Origin of the sequence: Waltera sp., assembly GCF_046969025.1 — a bacterium.
Lineage (GTDB): Bacteria > Bacillota > Clostridia > Lachnospirales > Lachnospiraceae > Acetatifactor > Acetatifactor acetigignens.
Window position 1 is genome coordinate 35640 of the sequence record NZ_JBKVQF010000025.1, and the last position, 16460, is coordinate 52099.

General features: G+C 43.8%; 17 protein-coding genes and 2 tRNA genes. 17 read left to right on the forward strand and 2 right to left on the reverse strand.

What is annotated here, in order from left to right; genetic code table 11:
- Positions 1-16: 16 nt before the first annotated feature.
- Complete coding sequence (locus ACLTOH_RS12830; RefSeq protein WP_227733653.1) at positions 17-1060, forward strand: threonine aldolase family protein; 1044 nt, start codon at positions 17-19, stop codon at positions 1058-1060.
- A 461-nt stretch (positions 1061-1521) separates the two neighbouring features.
- Positions 1522-2355 carry an alpha/beta fold hydrolase gene (locus tag ACLTOH_RS12835; RefSeq protein WP_412224214.1) on the forward strand — a complete coding sequence of 278 codons (834 nt, stop codon included), beginning with the start codon at positions 1522-1524 and terminating at the stop codon, positions 2353-2355.
- Positions 2356-2809: 454 nt separating this feature from the next.
- Here ACLTOH_RS12835 and ACLTOH_RS12840 read toward each other — a convergent pair.
- Both ACLTOH_RS12840 and ACLTOH_RS12845 read right to left on the reverse strand, forming a co-directional pair.
- A tRNA-Pro gene (locus tag ACLTOH_RS12840) sits at positions 2810-2884 on the reverse strand.
- A 128-nt stretch (positions 2885-3012) separates the two neighbouring features.
- Positions 3013-3092, reverse strand: a tRNA-Pro gene (locus ACLTOH_RS12845).
- Between the two features lie 263 nt (positions 3093-3355).
- Here ACLTOH_RS12845 and ACLTOH_RS12850 point away from each other — a divergent pair.
- The 15 genes from ACLTOH_RS12850 to ACLTOH_RS12920 form a co-directional block, all read left to right on the forward strand.
- A complete protein-coding gene (locus ACLTOH_RS12850; protein WP_118504311.1) occupies positions 3356-3925 on the forward strand; it encodes a TetR/AcrR family transcriptional regulator in 570 nt (189 codons plus the stop codon).
- 151 nt (positions 3926-4076) lie between these two features.
- Complete coding sequence (locus ACLTOH_RS12855; RefSeq protein WP_118668238.1) at positions 4077-6056, forward strand: oleate hydratase; 1980 nt, start codon at positions 4077-4079, stop codon at positions 6054-6056.
- A gap of 417 nt (positions 6057-6473) precedes the next feature.
- The gene (ppdK, locus tag ACLTOH_RS12860) at positions 6474-9104 is read left to right on the forward strand and encodes a pyruvate, phosphate dikinase (protein WP_412224215.1); all 2631 of its coding nucleotides are present in this window, start codon (positions 6474-6476) and stop codon (positions 9102-9104) included.
- Between the two features lie 261 nt (positions 9105-9365).
- A complete protein-coding gene (locus ACLTOH_RS12865; protein ID WP_412224216.1) occupies positions 9366-9839 on the forward strand; it encodes a DUF6075 family protein in 474 nt (157 codons plus the stop codon).
- Positions 9839-10015, forward strand: a complete 177-nt coding sequence (locus ACLTOH_RS12870) for a hypothetical protein (protein WP_022036316.1) — start codon at positions 9839-9841, stop codon at positions 10013-10015. Before ACLTOH_RS12865 ends, ACLTOH_RS12870 begins: the two co-directional genes overlap by 1 nt.
- Before the next feature lie 23 nt (positions 10016-10038).
- On the forward strand, positions 10039-10821 hold the full coding sequence (locus tag ACLTOH_RS12875) for a ParA family protein (RefSeq protein WP_412224217.1): 783 nt from the start codon (positions 10039-10041) through the stop codon (positions 10819-10821).
- Positions 10814-11692 (forward strand): ParB/RepB/Spo0J family partition protein, encoded by an 879-nt coding sequence (locus ACLTOH_RS12880; RefSeq protein WP_412224218.1) that lies wholly within the window; start codon positions 10814-10816, stop codon positions 11690-11692. The genes ACLTOH_RS12875 and ACLTOH_RS12880 overlap by 8 nt, the downstream gene beginning before the upstream one ends.
- A 16-nt stretch (positions 11693-11708) precedes the next feature.
- Complete coding sequence (locus ACLTOH_RS12885; protein WP_412224219.1) at positions 11709-12263, forward strand: replication initiator protein A; 555 nt, start codon at positions 11709-11711, stop codon at positions 12261-12263.
- A gap of 91 nt (positions 12264-12354) precedes the next feature.
- Positions 12355-12753, forward strand: coding sequence for a DUF6017 domain-containing protein (locus ACLTOH_RS12890; RefSeq protein ID WP_412224220.1), 399 nt, complete (start codon positions 12355-12357; stop codon positions 12751-12753).
- Positions 12734-13042, forward strand: coding sequence for a DUF6050 family protein (locus ACLTOH_RS12895; RefSeq protein ID WP_412224221.1), 309 nt, complete (start codon positions 12734-12736; stop codon positions 13040-13042). The genes ACLTOH_RS12890 and ACLTOH_RS12895 overlap by 20 nt, the downstream gene beginning before the upstream one ends.
- A 50-nt stretch (positions 13043-13092) precedes the next feature.
- The gene (locus ACLTOH_RS12900; protein ID WP_412224222.1) at positions 13093-13839 is read left to right on the forward strand and encodes an HNH endonuclease; all 747 of its coding nucleotides are present in this window, start codon (positions 13093-13095) and stop codon (positions 13837-13839) included.
- 91 nt (positions 13840-13930) lie between these two features.
- Positions 13931-14578 (forward strand): hypothetical protein, encoded by a 648-nt coding sequence (locus ACLTOH_RS12905; RefSeq protein ID WP_412224223.1) that lies wholly within the window; start codon positions 13931-13933, stop codon positions 14576-14578.
- Positions 14579-14687: 109 nt separating this feature from the next.
- Positions 14688-14873 (forward strand): hypothetical protein, encoded by a 186-nt coding sequence (locus ACLTOH_RS12910; protein ID WP_118413480.1) that lies wholly within the window; start codon positions 14688-14690, stop codon positions 14871-14873.
- 81 nt (positions 14874-14954) lie between these two features.
- On the forward strand, positions 14955-15428 hold the full coding sequence (locus tag ACLTOH_RS12915; RefSeq protein ID WP_412224224.1) for a PcfB family protein: 474 nt from the start codon (positions 14955-14957) through the stop codon (positions 15426-15428).
- A gap of 17 nt (positions 15429-15445) precedes the next feature.
- The coding region (locus ACLTOH_RS12920) for a type IV secretory system conjugative DNA transfer family protein (RefSeq protein ID WP_412224225.1) at positions 15446-16460 on the forward strand (1015 nt) is incomplete at its 3' end.

Consider the following 16460-nt stretch of genomic DNA (forward strand, 5'->3'; position numbering starts at 1 on the left):
CGGTGTCAATAAAAAAATGAGCGATAAGATTTTATTCCAGTGTGACTATAATGAGGGAGCGCATCCGAAGGTGCTGGAGCGCCTGGTGCAGACCAATATGGAGCAGACACCGGGCTACAGTGAGGATAAATACTGTGAAGAGGCGCGCGAGAAGATCCGTAAGGCCTGTGGGGATGACAGCCTGGCAGTCCATTTCCTGGTAGGTGGGACCCAGACCAATGTCACAGTGATCAATGCAGCACTTCGCAAGCACCAGGGCGTGCTCTGCGCTGTCACGGGACATATCAATGTCCATGAGACCGGTGCGGTGGAAGCCTGCGGACATAAGGTACTGGGACTAGAAAGCCCCGACGGTAAGATCACGGCAGCACAGGTAGCAGAGGCTTACGAAGCCCATATTCACAACGACAGCTTTGAGCACATGGTACAGCCGAAAATGGTTTATATTTCCAATCCCACAGAGGTGGGAACCATTTACAGCAAAGCGGAACTGACCGCTCTCTCCGAGACCTGCCACAAATACGGACTGTATCTGTTCTTAGATGGCGCAAGACTGGGCTACGGACTGGCAGCGCCGGACAACGATCTGACATTACCGGAGATTGCGGCGCTTTGTGATGTCTTTTACATCGGTGGAACCAAGGTCGGCGCATTGTTCGGAGAAGCAGTAGTGATCAAAAATCCGGAGCTTGCACAGGATTTCCGGTATCTTATCAAGCAGAATGGCGGCATGCTTGCCAAGGGGAGATTGCTAGGACTGCAGTTTGATGCGCTTTTCACAGATGGTCTCTATCAGGAGATCTCTGCCCATGCCATTGCCATGGCGGAGAAGCTGCGGGAGGCATTTACGGCGAAGGGTTACAACTATCTGGCACCCAACCGGACGAACCAGATCTTCGTCATTGTGCCGGATGCACACCTGGCGAAGATTTCAGAACAGTTCGAGTACAGCTATGACCAGCGGATCGATGCCACACACAGCTGCGTGCGATTCTGTACCAGCTGGGCCACGAAGGAAGAAAATGTGGATGCACTGATCCGGTGCGTGGAAAAATTATAATATGTTTGGAAGATTCCGCAAGCCGGGAAAGGTTTGCGGAATTTTAAAAATCAGTAATCAATGAGGTATAGAACAGAGGAGAAAACACATGGATAAAGAAATGACCAATGCCATTCAGTTAAGCATCATTTCAGTGGTTATTGGGCATTGTTTGTTAGTTTAACGATTATAGGAATTGTAAAAATACTGATGGTCTATTTCAAATTTGAACAAGGTAAAAAGATAATTACCGCTTTGTCTGTAGGACTTAGTATAATTGCTGTTTTGTTTTTGGCTATGGCAAGAGAGTCGTATGCGATAACCGTAATGTTCTTATTATTGTTTATTAAAAGCGGTCTGCTTTATAAACAAGCTAAGGCAGGTCAATGGGATATCCCATGAGGTCTTCTGTTAATCGGTCAATGAAGGTGGCATATGAAGGATAAATCATTGGGAAATGGTTTATGGAAAGGGGACGGGAAATGACAGAAAACAGTTATAATACACCCTGTGGCTGCATTCATTATTTTGTAAATATAATAGATAAACAGAAAATTACGTTAGTGTTTTTACCGGGACTTACGGCAGACCATAGGCTTTTTGAAAAGCAGACAGAATATTTTGAGAAGAGACAGAATGTGTTTGTATGGGATGCACCATCACATGCATTATCCAGACCATTTACGAATAATTACAGTCTGTCTGACATGGCAGAATGGCTTTATGAAATCTTAGTAAAAGAAGAAATTTATAATCCCATAATTATCGGTCAGTCTATGGGGGGATATCTGGCTCAAATGTATATGGAATTATATCCGGATAAGATAAAAGGCTTTATCTCCATTGATTCTGCACCGCTTCAAAAGTCATATATGACTGCAATGGAAATATGGCTTCTTGAAAGAGCAGAGCCATTATATAAGATATATCCATGGAAAGCACTTCTTAGGGCTGGTTCAAGAGGATGCGCAGAGACGGATTATGGTCAGAATCTTATGCAAAAGATGATGATGTCCTATGATTCAGAGCCTAAAGAATATGCAAGGCTTGCCGGTTTTGGTTACAGAATGCTTGCTGAGGCAATCAAAGCAGATCTGCCATATCGTATCAGTTGTCCGGCACTTCTTATCTGTGGAGAAAAGGATAAAGCAGGTTCAGCAAAAAGCTATAATAAGAAATGGCATCAGAGAGACGGTTTACCGCTTAAATGGATAAAAAATGCCGGTCATAATTCCAATACTGACCAACCGGATGAAGTAAACAGACTGATAGAAAAATTTTTCAGCGAGGTAGATGGGAAAGGAGTGTCTGGATGATTAAGTGGAGCTCATAAGCATGCTGAAATTGTGTTTGTTAAGCCCCGCTAAATCTTGAGTACTAGGGCTTAATTTATAATTTCTTTGTGCTAAGCCCCGTTGAAACTTAGAAAGTGGGGCGTAAATTTTTAAAATGTTTCAGATAAGCCCCGTTGGCGTTCTGAAAGCGGGGCGTAAATCTTAAAATGTTTCAGATAAGCCCCGTTGGCGTTCTGAAAGCGGGGCGTAAATCTTTAAAATGTTTCAGATAAGCCCCGCTAGTGTTTCGATAGTGGAGCGTAATCTACCAAAATTCTACAGTATACCCCGATGACTTCCAAGCAGAAAGATTCAATACGCATATGTGGCTATAGGGAAACACCAAAAGGAAACATAGAGGAAATCAGAAAAGTACCATGATACAACATGAAATGTAACAAAAAAAGTCCTTGAAAATCAAGGACTTTACAATGAATCGGAGTGGCGGGATTCGAACTCGCGACCTCCGCCTCCCTAAGACGGCGCTCTAACCAAGCTGAGCCACACCCCGGAACGAAAACTATCATAGCATAGAATTTTATAAAAAGCAAGCCATTTTTTAAATTTTTCAAATTTTTTCTACAATTTTCAAAAGCAAAAGACGTCAAAACCTCGTAAAAAGATTTTGACGCCTATACATGGATCGGAGTGGCGGGATTCGAACTCGCGACCTCCGCCTCCCTAAGACGGCGCTCTAACCAAGCTGAGCCACACCCCGAAACGCAAGTAAGATAATACCATGGAATTTTACAAAAAGCAAGAGTTTTTTTATAAAAAGTTAATTTGCCCATTTTGAGTCTATTGTCGTACAATATAATGAGTATAAGGAAGTCAACATGTTTACATGATTGACGAACGACAACCTTAGCGAATGAATATCCTGTGATGTAAGATGTAGAGTACGCGTGAGCTTATAATAGAATTACATAAGCTATATCGAGGAAGAACAGAAAATAATACATAAAACAGTGGAGGACAGGTTATGGCCAATACAACGAAACTGGCGTTGGAAGCAGCTTTGAAAAAAGAACTTCTCACGAAGTCTCTGGATAAGATCACCATTAACGAACTTGCAGAGGACTGCGGCATCAGCCGGATGGCTTTTTACTATCATTTCAAGGACATCTATGATCTGGTAGAGTGGGTCTGCGTGGAAGACGGCACGAAGGCACTGCAGGGGAAGAAGACCTACGAGAACTGGCAAGAAGGCTTCTGCCAGATTTTCGAGGCAGTGCAGGAGAATAAACCTTTCATTATGAATGTCTACCGCTGCGTGGATCGCCAGAAGATCGAAAGCTACTTAAACAAGTTGACCTACCAGCTCATTGCGGACGTGGTGGAGGAAAAATGCACCGGCATGCAGGTAGCGGAGGAACACAAGGAATTCATTGCCGGATTTTACAAATACGGTTTTGTGGGTGTGATGTTAGACTGGATCGATCGGGGAATGAAGGACGATTATCATAAGATCGTTGAAGAACTGGCAATCACTCTTTACGGAAACATCAGCCGCTCCATCGAGAATTTTGAGCACACGGAAAAGAAATTCTGAAATAGTATAAGTACTTTACAAAAAGGGCAGGATGATAAAAACTTTATCATTTATCCTCTTTTGTAAATTGGTTTTCTTATAAAAAAGAAGTAGGATACTATTTGTAAACAGAAAAACATTTGAGAGTCATCAAAGAAAGGTGGTAATCATTATGGCAAAAAAGAATAATATCGGACTGGGACTGGCAGCGCTGGCAGTAGGTGCAGGCGCAGTGGCAGCAGTAACCAAGGGACATAAGGCAGAGGTGAAGAAAGAGGAGAGAAAGGCAGCTGTCAAGGCAGCCAAGAAAGACTACCGCAATACCGAGCTTGGAAGATACGACAAGAACAGTAAGGGCATCTATTATTCCAACGGTAACTACGAAGCCTTCGCAAGACCTAAGAAGCCCGCAGGAGTGGACGAGAAGAACGCTTACATCGTAGGCAGCGGTCTGGCATCTTTAGCAGCAGCGTGCTTCCTGGTACGTGACGGACAGATGCCCGGTTCCCATATTCACATCTTAGAGGCAATGGATATCGCAGGCGGTGCCTGTGACGGTATTTTTGATCCTGCCAGAGGCTACGTCATGCGTGGCGGACGTGAGATGGAGAACCATTTTGAATGTCTGTGGGATCTATTCCGCAGCATTCCCTCTCTGGAAGTACCCGGAGCCAGCGTGCTGGATGAGTATTACTGGCTGAACAAGGAAGATCCCAACTATTCTCTGTGCCGTGCAACGAAGGATTGTGGACAGGATGCCCATACCGATGGCAAATTCAATCTAAGCCAGAAGGGCTGCATGGAGATCATGAAGCTGTTCATGACAAAGGACGAGGATCTGTATGACAAGACCATTGAAGATGTTTTCGATGATGAAGTATTTAACTCCACCTTCTGGTTATATTGGAGAACCATGTTCGCTTTCGAGAACTGGCACAGCGCACTGGAAATGAAGCTTTACTTCCAAAGATTTATCCATCATATTTCCGGACTGCCTGACTTCAGTGCCCTGAAGTTCACCAAGTACAACCAGTACGAGTCTCTGATCCTTCCCATGAAGAAGTATCTGGAGGCAGCAGGTGTGGACTTCCAGTTCAACACCGAAGTGACAAATGTTATTTTTGATATCAATGACGGCAAAAAGGTGGCAAAGGCTATCGAGTGCAAGGTAAAAGGTGTAGAGAAGGGCATTGTCCTCACCGAGAACGACCTGGTATTCGTTACCAACGGAAGCTGTACCGAGGGTACTATCTACGGTGACCAGAACCATGCACCCAACGGTGACGCGGAGGTTCGCACCAGCGGCGTATGGAGCCTGTGGAAAAATATCGCAAAACAGGATCCTTCCTTCGGACATCCCGAGAAGTTCTGTTCTGATGTCTCCAAGACTAACTGGGAATCCGCTACCGTGACCACACTGGATGACAAGATCATTCCTTATATCACCAATATCTGCAAGCGAGACCCCAGAAGCGGTAAGGTCGTAACCGGCGGTATCGTAAGCTGCCAGGATTCCAAGTGGCTCATGAGCTGGACAATCAACCGTCAGGGACAGTTCAAGGAACAGGACAAAAATCAGGTATGTGTATGGGTATACGGTCTGTTTACCGACGTACCCGGCGATTATATTAAGAAGCCCATGAAGGATTGTACCGGTAAAGAGATCACCGAAGAGTGGCTGTATCACTTAGGTGTGCCCGTAGAAGATATCGAGGATCTGGCAGAGCACAGCGCAGTCTGCGTACCTACCATGATGCCTTATATTACCGCATTCTTCATGCCCAGAACCAAGGGTGACCGTCCCGATGTCATTCCTGACGGCTGTGTGAACTTCGCTTTCTTAGGCCAGTTTGCAGAGACCCCGAGAGACACCGTGTTCACCACAGAGTATTCCGTGAGAACCGCTATGGAGGCTGTCTACGGACTGTTAGGTGTAGACAGAGGTGTGCCTGAGGTATGGGGAAGTGTATATGATGTCAGAGAGTTATTGGACAGCAGCGTGAAGCTGATGGATGGCATGTCTCCTCTGGAGATTGAACTGCCCGGACCTTTAAATGCACTGAAGAAGCCGCTGCTTCGCGTAGTGAAGGGCACTGTAGTGGAAAAACTGCTGCGTGACCACAATGTGATCAAAGACGGCATGCTGGATTAGAATTGTATATGGAATAAAAGTGCAAAGACTCCCACCGGAAAAATCCGGTGGGAGTCTTCGCACTGCGGCGGTTATGAAATATGTCGCAAAAGCGACCCGCCGCAGGCGGAGAATCTCGCAAGCGATATTCTTTTTTATGCAAAAAGCTTCTGTAAAAAGCATGTAAAGAAAGTTGAACAAATGTAAGCGGTTACATAATACCAAAGTACTAGACAAAACAAACAAAAACACAATAGCTATTTTCAACATTATGCACGAAAATCGGTAGTCTGTCAAAAAATTATCAATTTCGGCTTGATATTATATTGGTAGATTGTTACAATATCAAAGTACTAAAAACCGAGGCCGAAATGCTCCGGTAATGGTTTGGGTTACAAAGTTTTGTCAAAAATATTATAAAAAGGGAGACAAAGAAGTATGAAGAAATGGGTATATTTGTTTACCGAAGGTAATGCAAACATGCGCGAACTGCTTGGTGGTAAGGGTGCGAACCTGGCTGAGATGACCAATATTGGTCTGCCGGTTCCTCAGGGCTTCACCATTACAACAGAGGCATGTACACAGTATTATGAAGATGGACGCGAGATCAATGAAGAGATCCAGGGTCAGATCAACGAGTACATTACTAAGATGGAAGAGATCACCGGCAAAAAGTTCGGCGACCACGAGAATCCTCTGTTAGTATCCGTTCGTTCCGGCGCGAGAGCATCCATGCCCGGTATGATGGATACCATTCTGAACCTTGGTCTGAATGAGACCGTTGTTAACGTAATCGCTGAGAAGTCCGGCAACCCTCGTTGGGCTTGGGACTGCTATAGAAGATTTATCCAGATGTATTCCGACGTTGTTATGGAAGTAGGTAAGAAGTACTTCGAGCAGCTGATCGATGCAATGAAAGAGAAGAAGGGTGTTAAGCAGGACGTTGAGCTTACTGCTGATGATCTGAAGGAACTGGCTGGCCAGTTCAAGGCTGAGTACAAGGCTAAGATCGGTGTAGACTTCCCTGATGATCCCAAGGAACAGCTGATGGGCGCTATCAAGGCTGTATTCCGTTCCTGGGACAACCCTCGTGCAAACGTTTATCGTCGTGACAACGATATCCCTTATTCCTGGGGTACTGCTGTTAACGTTCAGTCTATGGCATTCGGTAACATGGGTGATGACTGTGGTACCGGTGTTGCATTTACCAGAGATCCGGCTACCGGTGCTAAGGGCCTGTTCGGTGAGTTCCTGACCAACGCACAGGGCGAGGACGTAGTAGCAGGTGTGCGTACACCTATGAAGATCGCTGAGATGGCTGACAAATTCCCTGAGGCATTTGCTCAGTTCCAGGAAGTATGTAAGACTCTGGAAGATCATTACAGAGATATGCAGGATATGGAGTTCACTGTTGAGCATGGTAAGCTGTACATGTTACAGACCAGAAATGGTAAGAGAACCGCTCAGGCAGCTCTGAAGATCGCTTGTGATCTGGTAGATGAGGGCATGAGAACCGAGGAAGAGGCAGTTGCAATGATCGATCCTCGTAACCTGGATACTCTGTTACATCCTCAGTTCGATACCGCTGCTCTGAAGGCTGCAACTCCTATCGGCAAGGGTCTTGGTGCTTCTCCCGGAGCTGCATGTGGTAAGATCGTATTCACCGCAGAAGATGCAGAAGAATGGCATGCAAGAGGAGAGAGAGTTGTTCTGGTTCGTCTGGAGACCTCTCCTGAAGATATCACCGGTATGAAGGCTTCCCAGGGTATCCTGACCGTTCGTGGTGGTATGACCTCTCACGCAGCAGTAGTTGCTCGTGGTATGGGTACCTGCTGTGTATCCGGTTGTGGCGATATCGCTATGGATGAGGAGAACAAGCAGTTCACTCTGGCTGGCAAGACCTTCCATGAAGGTGACTGGCTGTCCATCGATGGTACTACCGGTAACATCTATGATGGCGAGATCAAGACTGTTGATGCTACCATCGCCGGTGAGTTCGGCCGTGTAATGGCTTGGGCTGACAAATATCGTAAGTTAAAAGTTCGTACCAATGCAGATACTCCTGCAGACGCTAAGAAGGCTCGTGAGCTGGGCGCTGAAGGAATCGGTCTGTGCCGTACTGAGCATATGTTCTTCGAAGAGGACAGAATCGCAGCATTCCGTGAAATGATCTGTTCCGACACTGTAGAGGAGAGAGAAGCAGCACTGGAGAAGATTCTGCCTTATCAGCAGAACGACTTCAAGCAGCTGTATGAGGCTCTGGAGGGCAACCCTGTTACCATCCGTTTCCTGGATCCGCCTCTGCATGAGTTCGTTCCTACCGAGGAAGCTGACATTGAGAAGCTGGCTAAGGCACAGGGCAAGAGCGTAGAGACCATCAAGACCATCATCGCTTCTCTGCATGAGTTCAACCCTATGATGGGTCACAGAGGATGCCGTCTGGCTGTTACTTATCCTGAAATTGCCAAGATGCAGACCAAGGCTGTTATCCGTGCGGCAATCGAGGTTAAGAAGGCACATCCCGACTGGAATGTAGAGCCTGAGATCATGATCCCTCTGGTATGTGAAGTGAAGGAGCTTAAGTTCGTTAAGAAGATCGTAGTAGAGACCGCTGACGCTGAGATCGCAGCAGCAGGCATCGACATGAAGTACGAAGTAGGTACCATGATCGAGATCCCCAGAGCAGCTCTGACTGCTGATGAGATCGCTAAGGAAGCCGATTTCTTCTGCTTCGGTACCAACGATCTGACCCAGATGACCTTCGGCTTCTCCCGTGATGATGCAGGTAAGTTCCTGAACGCTTACTATGACACCAAGATCTTCGAGAACGATCCGTTCGCTAAGCTGGATCAGACCGGTGTCGGCAAGCTGATGGAGATGGCTATCAAGCTTGGTAAGCCTGTAAATCCTAAGCTGCACGTTGGTATCTGTGGTGAGCACGGTGGAGATCCTTCTTCCGTAGAGTTCTGCCACAAGATTGGTCTGGATTATGTATCCTGCTCACCTTTCCGTGTACCTATCGCAAGACTGGCTGCAGCACAGGCTGCAATTGCCAATGCAGGAAAGTAGAAGAGCGTAAATATTTTTACTTCACAACGCTGATTGTTACAAGGGATGATGTGAATGAGTACATGAAATATCATGCTGAGTACACGAAAGCGAACCGATTTAAAGATATTGTTTGCAAAATCTATATATAACTCGAAAGGGAAGCGTAATGCTTCCCTTTCTTATATCTCTCGATTAGGACTAAATCCTTAAAGCTATGGCTTAAAAAGGACTTAGTCCTTTTTTATATGCAAAATAAAAATTTTTTAAAGGAGGTTCACTATGAACAGTACAGCGTTAGGAGCAGAAAACAAAAAGAAACAGACAATCAATTTTATTAGTGAAGCACATGAAAAATTCTACTATGAAAAATTAAAAGAGGTACGCTATCAGGATGTGTACCACAAGGCACTTTGCTATTGCCTTGGTATCAGTGATGATACGAGAAGAAATATCAATAGCATCTATGATTTTAAGACGGGATGTGTAAAAACTGAGTGTCTGCATGAAGGCTGGCAGACCAGTGGCAGTATGAAGGTGGTGCGAATGGCATTTAACCTGTATTGCAACGGCACACCGAGTGTAGATGATTACACAAAAACAGAGGAACAGGTAAACGAGTGCAGGCAGTATACAGTGGAGGACTTGTTCTGCTGTGCCTATGCACCTTTCTTTTGGCAGGCGATACAGATCCGCTATCCGGAGTATGCGACCTATAACCGAGAACTGTATGCCTTATTTGGAGGAACAGACTAATGTTAAAAGTCAGATTGATGGGAACAAAGAATGACATTGTATGGTTTCAGAAAATTTTACAGCGTCATCCTAAAATTGAAGTATTAGAAATATCAGAGCTTTATAGCAACAAAGGAACAAGCAAATATTACAGAGCTTATGCAGAAGTACAGAAAAGTAATGTGAAAAATCAATAGTAGAGAATAAGGAGAATTTTATCATGTGTAAAGTTATAGCAATTGCAAATCAGAAGGGTGGAGTTGGAAAGACCACCACAACAAGCAATTTAGGAATCGGACTGGCAAAACAGGGAAAGAGAGTTTTGCTGATAGATGCAGATGCACAGGGAAGTCTTACGGCAAGTCTTGGGGTACAGGAGCCGGACAGACTGGAAATCACGCTTGCCACCATTATGTCAAATATTATCAATGATGAAGAAGAAAGCCCTGAATATGGCATTTTAAAGCATGAGGAAGGGATAGACTTCATGCCAGGAAATATTGAGCTTTCCGGTTTGGAAACCTCGCTCGTAAATGTTATGAGCAGGGAAACGGTACTTCGTACTTACATAGAACAGCAGAAAGACCGCTACGATTACATTCTGATTGACTGTATGCCATCACTCGGTATGATTACGATAAATGCCTTTGCCTGTGCAGACAGTATCTTGATTCCGGTACAGGCGGCATATCTGCCGGTAAAAGGTCTGGAGCAGCTTATTAAGACGATTGGAAAGGTAAAGCGTCAGATCAACCCGAAACTGGAAATAGAGGGTATTTTGTTGACAATGGTTGATAACCGTACCAATTATGCAAAGGACATCAGTATATTGCTGATCGAGAACTATGGAAGCCGGGTGAAGATATTCAAAGAAAGTATCCCGATGTCGGTAAGAGCTGCTGAGATTTCTGCGGAAGGTGTGAGCATTTATCAGCACGATCCGAATGGAAAAGTGGCAAGTGCCTACCAGTCATTGACAGAGGAGGTGCTTGCAGATGAATAAGAAAGGGAGTGCCGCAAAGGTAAAGCTGAGCAGTTTTGATGATTTATTTGGAACGGAGCAGCCACAGACAGGAACAGAGCAGGTACAGGAAATCGCATTGTCAGAACTGCATGAGTTCAAAGGACACCCGTTTAAGGTACTGGATGATGAAAAGATGCAGGAAACGGTGGAAAGCGTCAGGGAGCATGGAGTGTTGATGCCAGGCATCGCCAGACCGATGAAAGATGGCGGTTATGAGATTATTGCCGGACACCGCCGGAGACACGCCTGTGAGCTTGTCGGACTTGTTACAATGCCGATGTTCATCCGTGATTATACGGATGATGAAGCTACGATTATCATGGTAGATTCTAATATTCAGAGGGAGGATATTCTTCCGAGTGAGAAAGCAAAGGCATACAGAATGAAATATGATGCAATGAAGCATCAGGGAAGTAAGGAAGGCGGACTTACACTCGGAGAACTGGGAGAAGCGGCGGGAGAGAGTGCAAAGACGGTTCAGAGATATATATGGATTTCACGCCTGTCGGATTCGCTGCTTGATATGGTGGACGCAAAGAAAATCGGTATCATGCAGGCGGTTGATTTATCATTTTTATCAGAGGATGCGCAGCAATGGGTTTTGGTTGCAATACAGGAAACAAATATTGCTATCACAACTCAGCAGAGTGCCATGCTCAAGGAAAGTGACAAAAAAGGGGAACTTACCTTTCCGATGGTTCGTATGCTGTTGGAAAAAGAAAAACCTGTGGAGCGAAAGGTTATCATAAAAGCACAGCGCATTAACAATTATTTTCCTGCGACATACAGCAGGGAGCAAATAGAGAACATTATTTATCAGTTATTGGAGAATTGGAAGAATACGCAGTAGAAAGGAGGAGCCGGGAATGAGTGGAATATTACAACTGGATTATTATTACGGGATAGAAGCAGAACAGTTTTCATTCTATCGTGTTCCTCGCCTACTGATCAAGGATGAAAGATTTAAGAAATTATCCAGCGATGCAAAACTTTTATATGGTCTGATGCTTGATCGTATGTCCTTATCTATGAAAAATGAATGGTTCGATGAGGATAACCGGGCATATATCATATACACCATAGACAGTATTATGGAAGATTTGGGGTGTGGAAAGGAAAAGGCGGTTAAGGTTCTTGCAGAGCTGGATTCTGTTAAGGGAATTGGTCTGGTAGAGAAAGTGCGTAGAGGATTGGGCAAACCGGACATCATATATGTGAAGAACTTTGCTTCTCTGGCAGAAAATGTAGATGAAAAAAAGTCTGGAAACACTGATAAAATCACAGAAGTCGGAAAATCAGACTTCAAGAAGTCGGAAAATCGAACTTCTGGAAGTCCGGAAATCGAACTTCAAGAAGTCGGAAAATCAGACCTCTGGAAGTCAGGAAATCGAACCTCAAGAAGTCGGAGAATCGAACCCTAATTATACTAACTATAATCAGACGGATTTAAACTATACTGAGGAGAGTTATATCAATCCTATCATTCAATCTGATTCAGGGAAAAAGGATACGATGGATGTGATGGATGATGTCCAGACATACATAGAGCTAATCAAAGAAAATATCAGTTACGATCACCATATGCATTATGATGGTTATGGAAAGAGAGAGCTTTACGATGAACTGTTCCAGGTAATCTGTGAGGTAGTCTGCGTGAAGCGTCCAACAATCAGGGTAGCAGGAGAAGAATATCCGTATGAGCTTGTGAAATCAAGGTTTTTGAAACTGGAAAGCAGCCATTTGGAATATGTGATTGGCTGTATGCAGAATACCACCACTAAAATCACAAATATCAAGGCATATATGGTTACGGCACTTTATAATGCACCCACTACGATAAGTCATTTTTATCAACAGGAAGTGCAGCATGATATGTATGGGGGAGGTTGGCATGAAAAGGGTATTGTTTAAGGTGATACTGCCATTGCTTGTGATTGCAGCGTGGATGAATATGTGTTATTGGATTTGCATAAGGGCAGATGGCTTTGATTTTTTCCTTTACTGGATTATGATTGGATGCCCCTATGGTATCCGAAAAATGTGTATGTTTATTGTGCCGAAGAACTTTGGTATTGCTGGGAATATAGGAATTCTGGCATTAAATTGTATCATTGGAGGTGTGATAGGCGGAGGAATTATTATTATTAAGATTACAAGTATATTTATCGAAATACTAAATTTTGTAAGATGTAAAAAATAGCCCGTTTATGCTATAATTGGTCTTATCTTAAAAGATTGGGAGAATATTTCATGAGTAATAATAGTTTTGATATAAGTGGTGATCTGGTTAGAATACACACTGCAGATGGTATGTTTCATGCGGTTGCATCTATACGGGATGATTATCGTGATGAATTGATGTCTGTCACATGGGGAAAGAACGGAAAATACTTTTACAATGCAAAATTGGGATATTTGCATAGATATATTATGGAAAAGTGGTATACAAAGGAAATTCTTGATACTATGACAGCAGATAATTTTGTTGTTGACCACATGGATGGAGATGGTTTTAACTGTAATATAAATAACCTATGTTTTCTCTCAAGAAATGAGAATGTAGCCAAAGGAAACACATTAGATATAGAGTGTAAGAATACAGAGTATATTGCATTAAAAATGTTTAAGGATTTTCAAACGGAATTGATACAGATTACCATTTTCTTTAATTACCCTGCAAAGTTAATGTTGGAGGGACTTGAAAGAGATGCAGTGGTGGAACTGGCATTTTTATTATATGATGCTGATTACAGAATTGTTATAAATGATGCTCGTTCAATTATGTTAGATTATCGGAACAATTATGAATTTATTCCTAATAAACTTAGATTTATTGATTATCAAATAGAGGGAAGTTATGGTGTGGCACCAGGTATAAAATGGTTTGAAGAATATATTTCTGGGAAACATGGACATGGGGTTGCATTACTAAATCGGGTGGCACCAATTAAAAATTGGACGAAAGAGAAGAAAAGGGAATATATAAGTATTAGGTAAAAATAGCAATAGGGCAGTTATGAGTCGAGAGATTTGTAACTGCCTTTTTATAACTTCTGGTCACAACGTCCAGAAGTGGAAAGGAAATAAAATGGAATCAATGCGTGATACGAAACGGATTATGGAGCGGGAGATTAAGAAAGGCAGTACACCGCTTCAATTTGAAAGGATTGAACTGGACGCAACCTGTTATCAGGAGATCGCATCAAAAGAGAAATTGACAGAGGTATTGCAGTATCTCCATAGAGTGGGGGAATATAAGGCATTGGCGGACAAGACCATAATCAATAATGTCTATACGTTTATGAGAGGAAAAACACCGGATTTTACAAGGGCAAGAAGTGTTTTTGACAGGGAGAAAATCTATCATCAGATGCTGCGGCAGGAGAAAAAGTTACAGCCGACTTATCAGGGAGACTGCTATGTCGAGACGGCAAGGTGTTACTTTTCTTTGCCGGAGGAAGAATGGAATACACACAAGATGACGTATCAGAAGAATGAAGCGTTTGGATTTATTATGTCAAACAAGTATATTTTGGGGTTATATAAGTATTGCAGGGAAGCTAGGCGGGATTTTGCTGTATGTTCAGCCAAAGTACCGGACAAAGGGAATGAGGTGGTTAATCGGCTTATGGATATGGAGGATGTAGAGGTGTTGGCACATTGTCTGTTATTGGATGATGTGGTGCTGCGGGACGGAGAGATTGAAGCTAAGCTCTATACAATTTTTATAGGATAGTGAAAAAGTAACAGCGTTAAGGCAGGTATGAGATCGAAAGATTTTGTAGCTGCCTTTTTTTATTGCAACAACTTCTGGTCACAACGTCCAGAAGTGGAAAGGAACAAAAATGAGTAGAAAAAATGGAAAGAATTTGTTGATTGCGATTGCAGTAGGGGCAGTTGTCGTAAAGGCAGTGAGGGATGTCATGAAGGCAAAAAAGCAGGAGAAAGAAATCAGATCTGTTTTGGATGATTTTTATGAGGAAGAACTGAACTGGTGGGACAGGGAACATGAGGAAGGAGAGGAATTGTAGATATGGGAATGAAAATACAGATCCACAGGCTGTTGGTTCCACCTTGAATCCAATCGGTGCAGATAAGGAAGGAGGTACACTGTGCAGGAGGAAACAACACAAAAAACGATTGCCCTTGCAATCAAGACATCCAAACTGACCGCAAGTGTTCTCCAGAAGGCGATGAAGATGTATCTGGAGCATCAGAAACATAAAGAGCCTTCCCACGGGAAAATACCGGTGAAAAAGCTGGTAGGTCAGGGAGCGGGTGCGAAGTCCATAGAGGTCACGGATAATAACATTAAGGCTTTTGAGCGTGTGGCGAGAAAGTACAATGTAGATTTCGCTGTAAAGCGGGATAAGACCACGGAGCCGCCAAAATACCTTGTATTTTTTAAGGGTAAGGATGCCGATGTGATTGCACAGGCGTTCAAGGAATTTGTAAAAGTTAATGAGAAAAAGCAACAGCGTCCGTCGTTACGGCAGAAACTGAAAGGACTTCAGAAGATGATCGCACAGAACAAGAACAGGGAGCGGAGCAGAGAGAAAAACAAGGACAGGGGACAGAGCCTATAAGCAAGGTCATTGACGGGATTGTAAAGGATTTGCAGTCAATCCCGAAAACTGTCAAAGAAAAGTGCAGAGGGGTAAATGGGAAACAGTTTGCCCTCAAATGTGCTCCCTATGTGATATTTGGATATGTCTTTAATAAGGTTTCATGGCTGTATGGACAGCAGGCAGGAGATAACACGTTACAGAAGGTGTTGGACACGATCAATGGGATGGGAGGTGCGTTTGCAAACCCGTTTCCCAGTTTTATGCCGAGAGATTTACTGGTTGGCGTGGGATGTGGGATAGGATTTCGTATGGTAGTATATTATAAAGCGAAAAATGCAAAGAAATTCCGGCAGGGAGTAGAATACGGTTCGGCAAGGTGGGGAACTGCCAAAGACATAGAGCCTTATGTCGATCCGGTATTTGAAAACAACGTGCTTTTAACGGCAACGGAGCGTCTTATGATGTCCGGCAGACCAAAGCAGCCGAAGTATGCAAGGAATAAAAACATTCTTGTGATCGGTGGTTCCGGTTCCGGTAAGACACGCTTTTTTGTGAAGCCGAACCTTATGCAGATGCACAGTTCCTATGTGGTCACTGATCCGAAAGGCACTGTGCTGGTCGAATGCGGCAGGATGCTGTCTAAGAATGATTACCGGATTAAGGTGCTTAATACCATTAACTTTGCAAAATCAATGCATTACAACCCTTTCGCTTACATCCGGAGCGAAAAGGACATTCTGAAACTCGTAAACACAATCATTGTAAATACCAAAGGGGAAGGACAGCAAGCCTCTGAGGATTTCTGGGTGAAAGCCGAAAAGCTCTATTATACGGCACTGATCGCATATATCTGGTACGAAGCACCGGAGGAAGAACAGAATTTTTCCATGCTGATTGATCTGGTGGATGCCAGTGAAGCAAGGGAAGATGATGAGAATTTCAAAAATGCGGTTGACCTGCTGTTTGAGGAGCTGGAGCAGAAGAACCCGAACCACTTTGCGGTAAGGCAGTATAAGAAGTATAAACTTGCCGCAGGTGTTGTATGCTCTA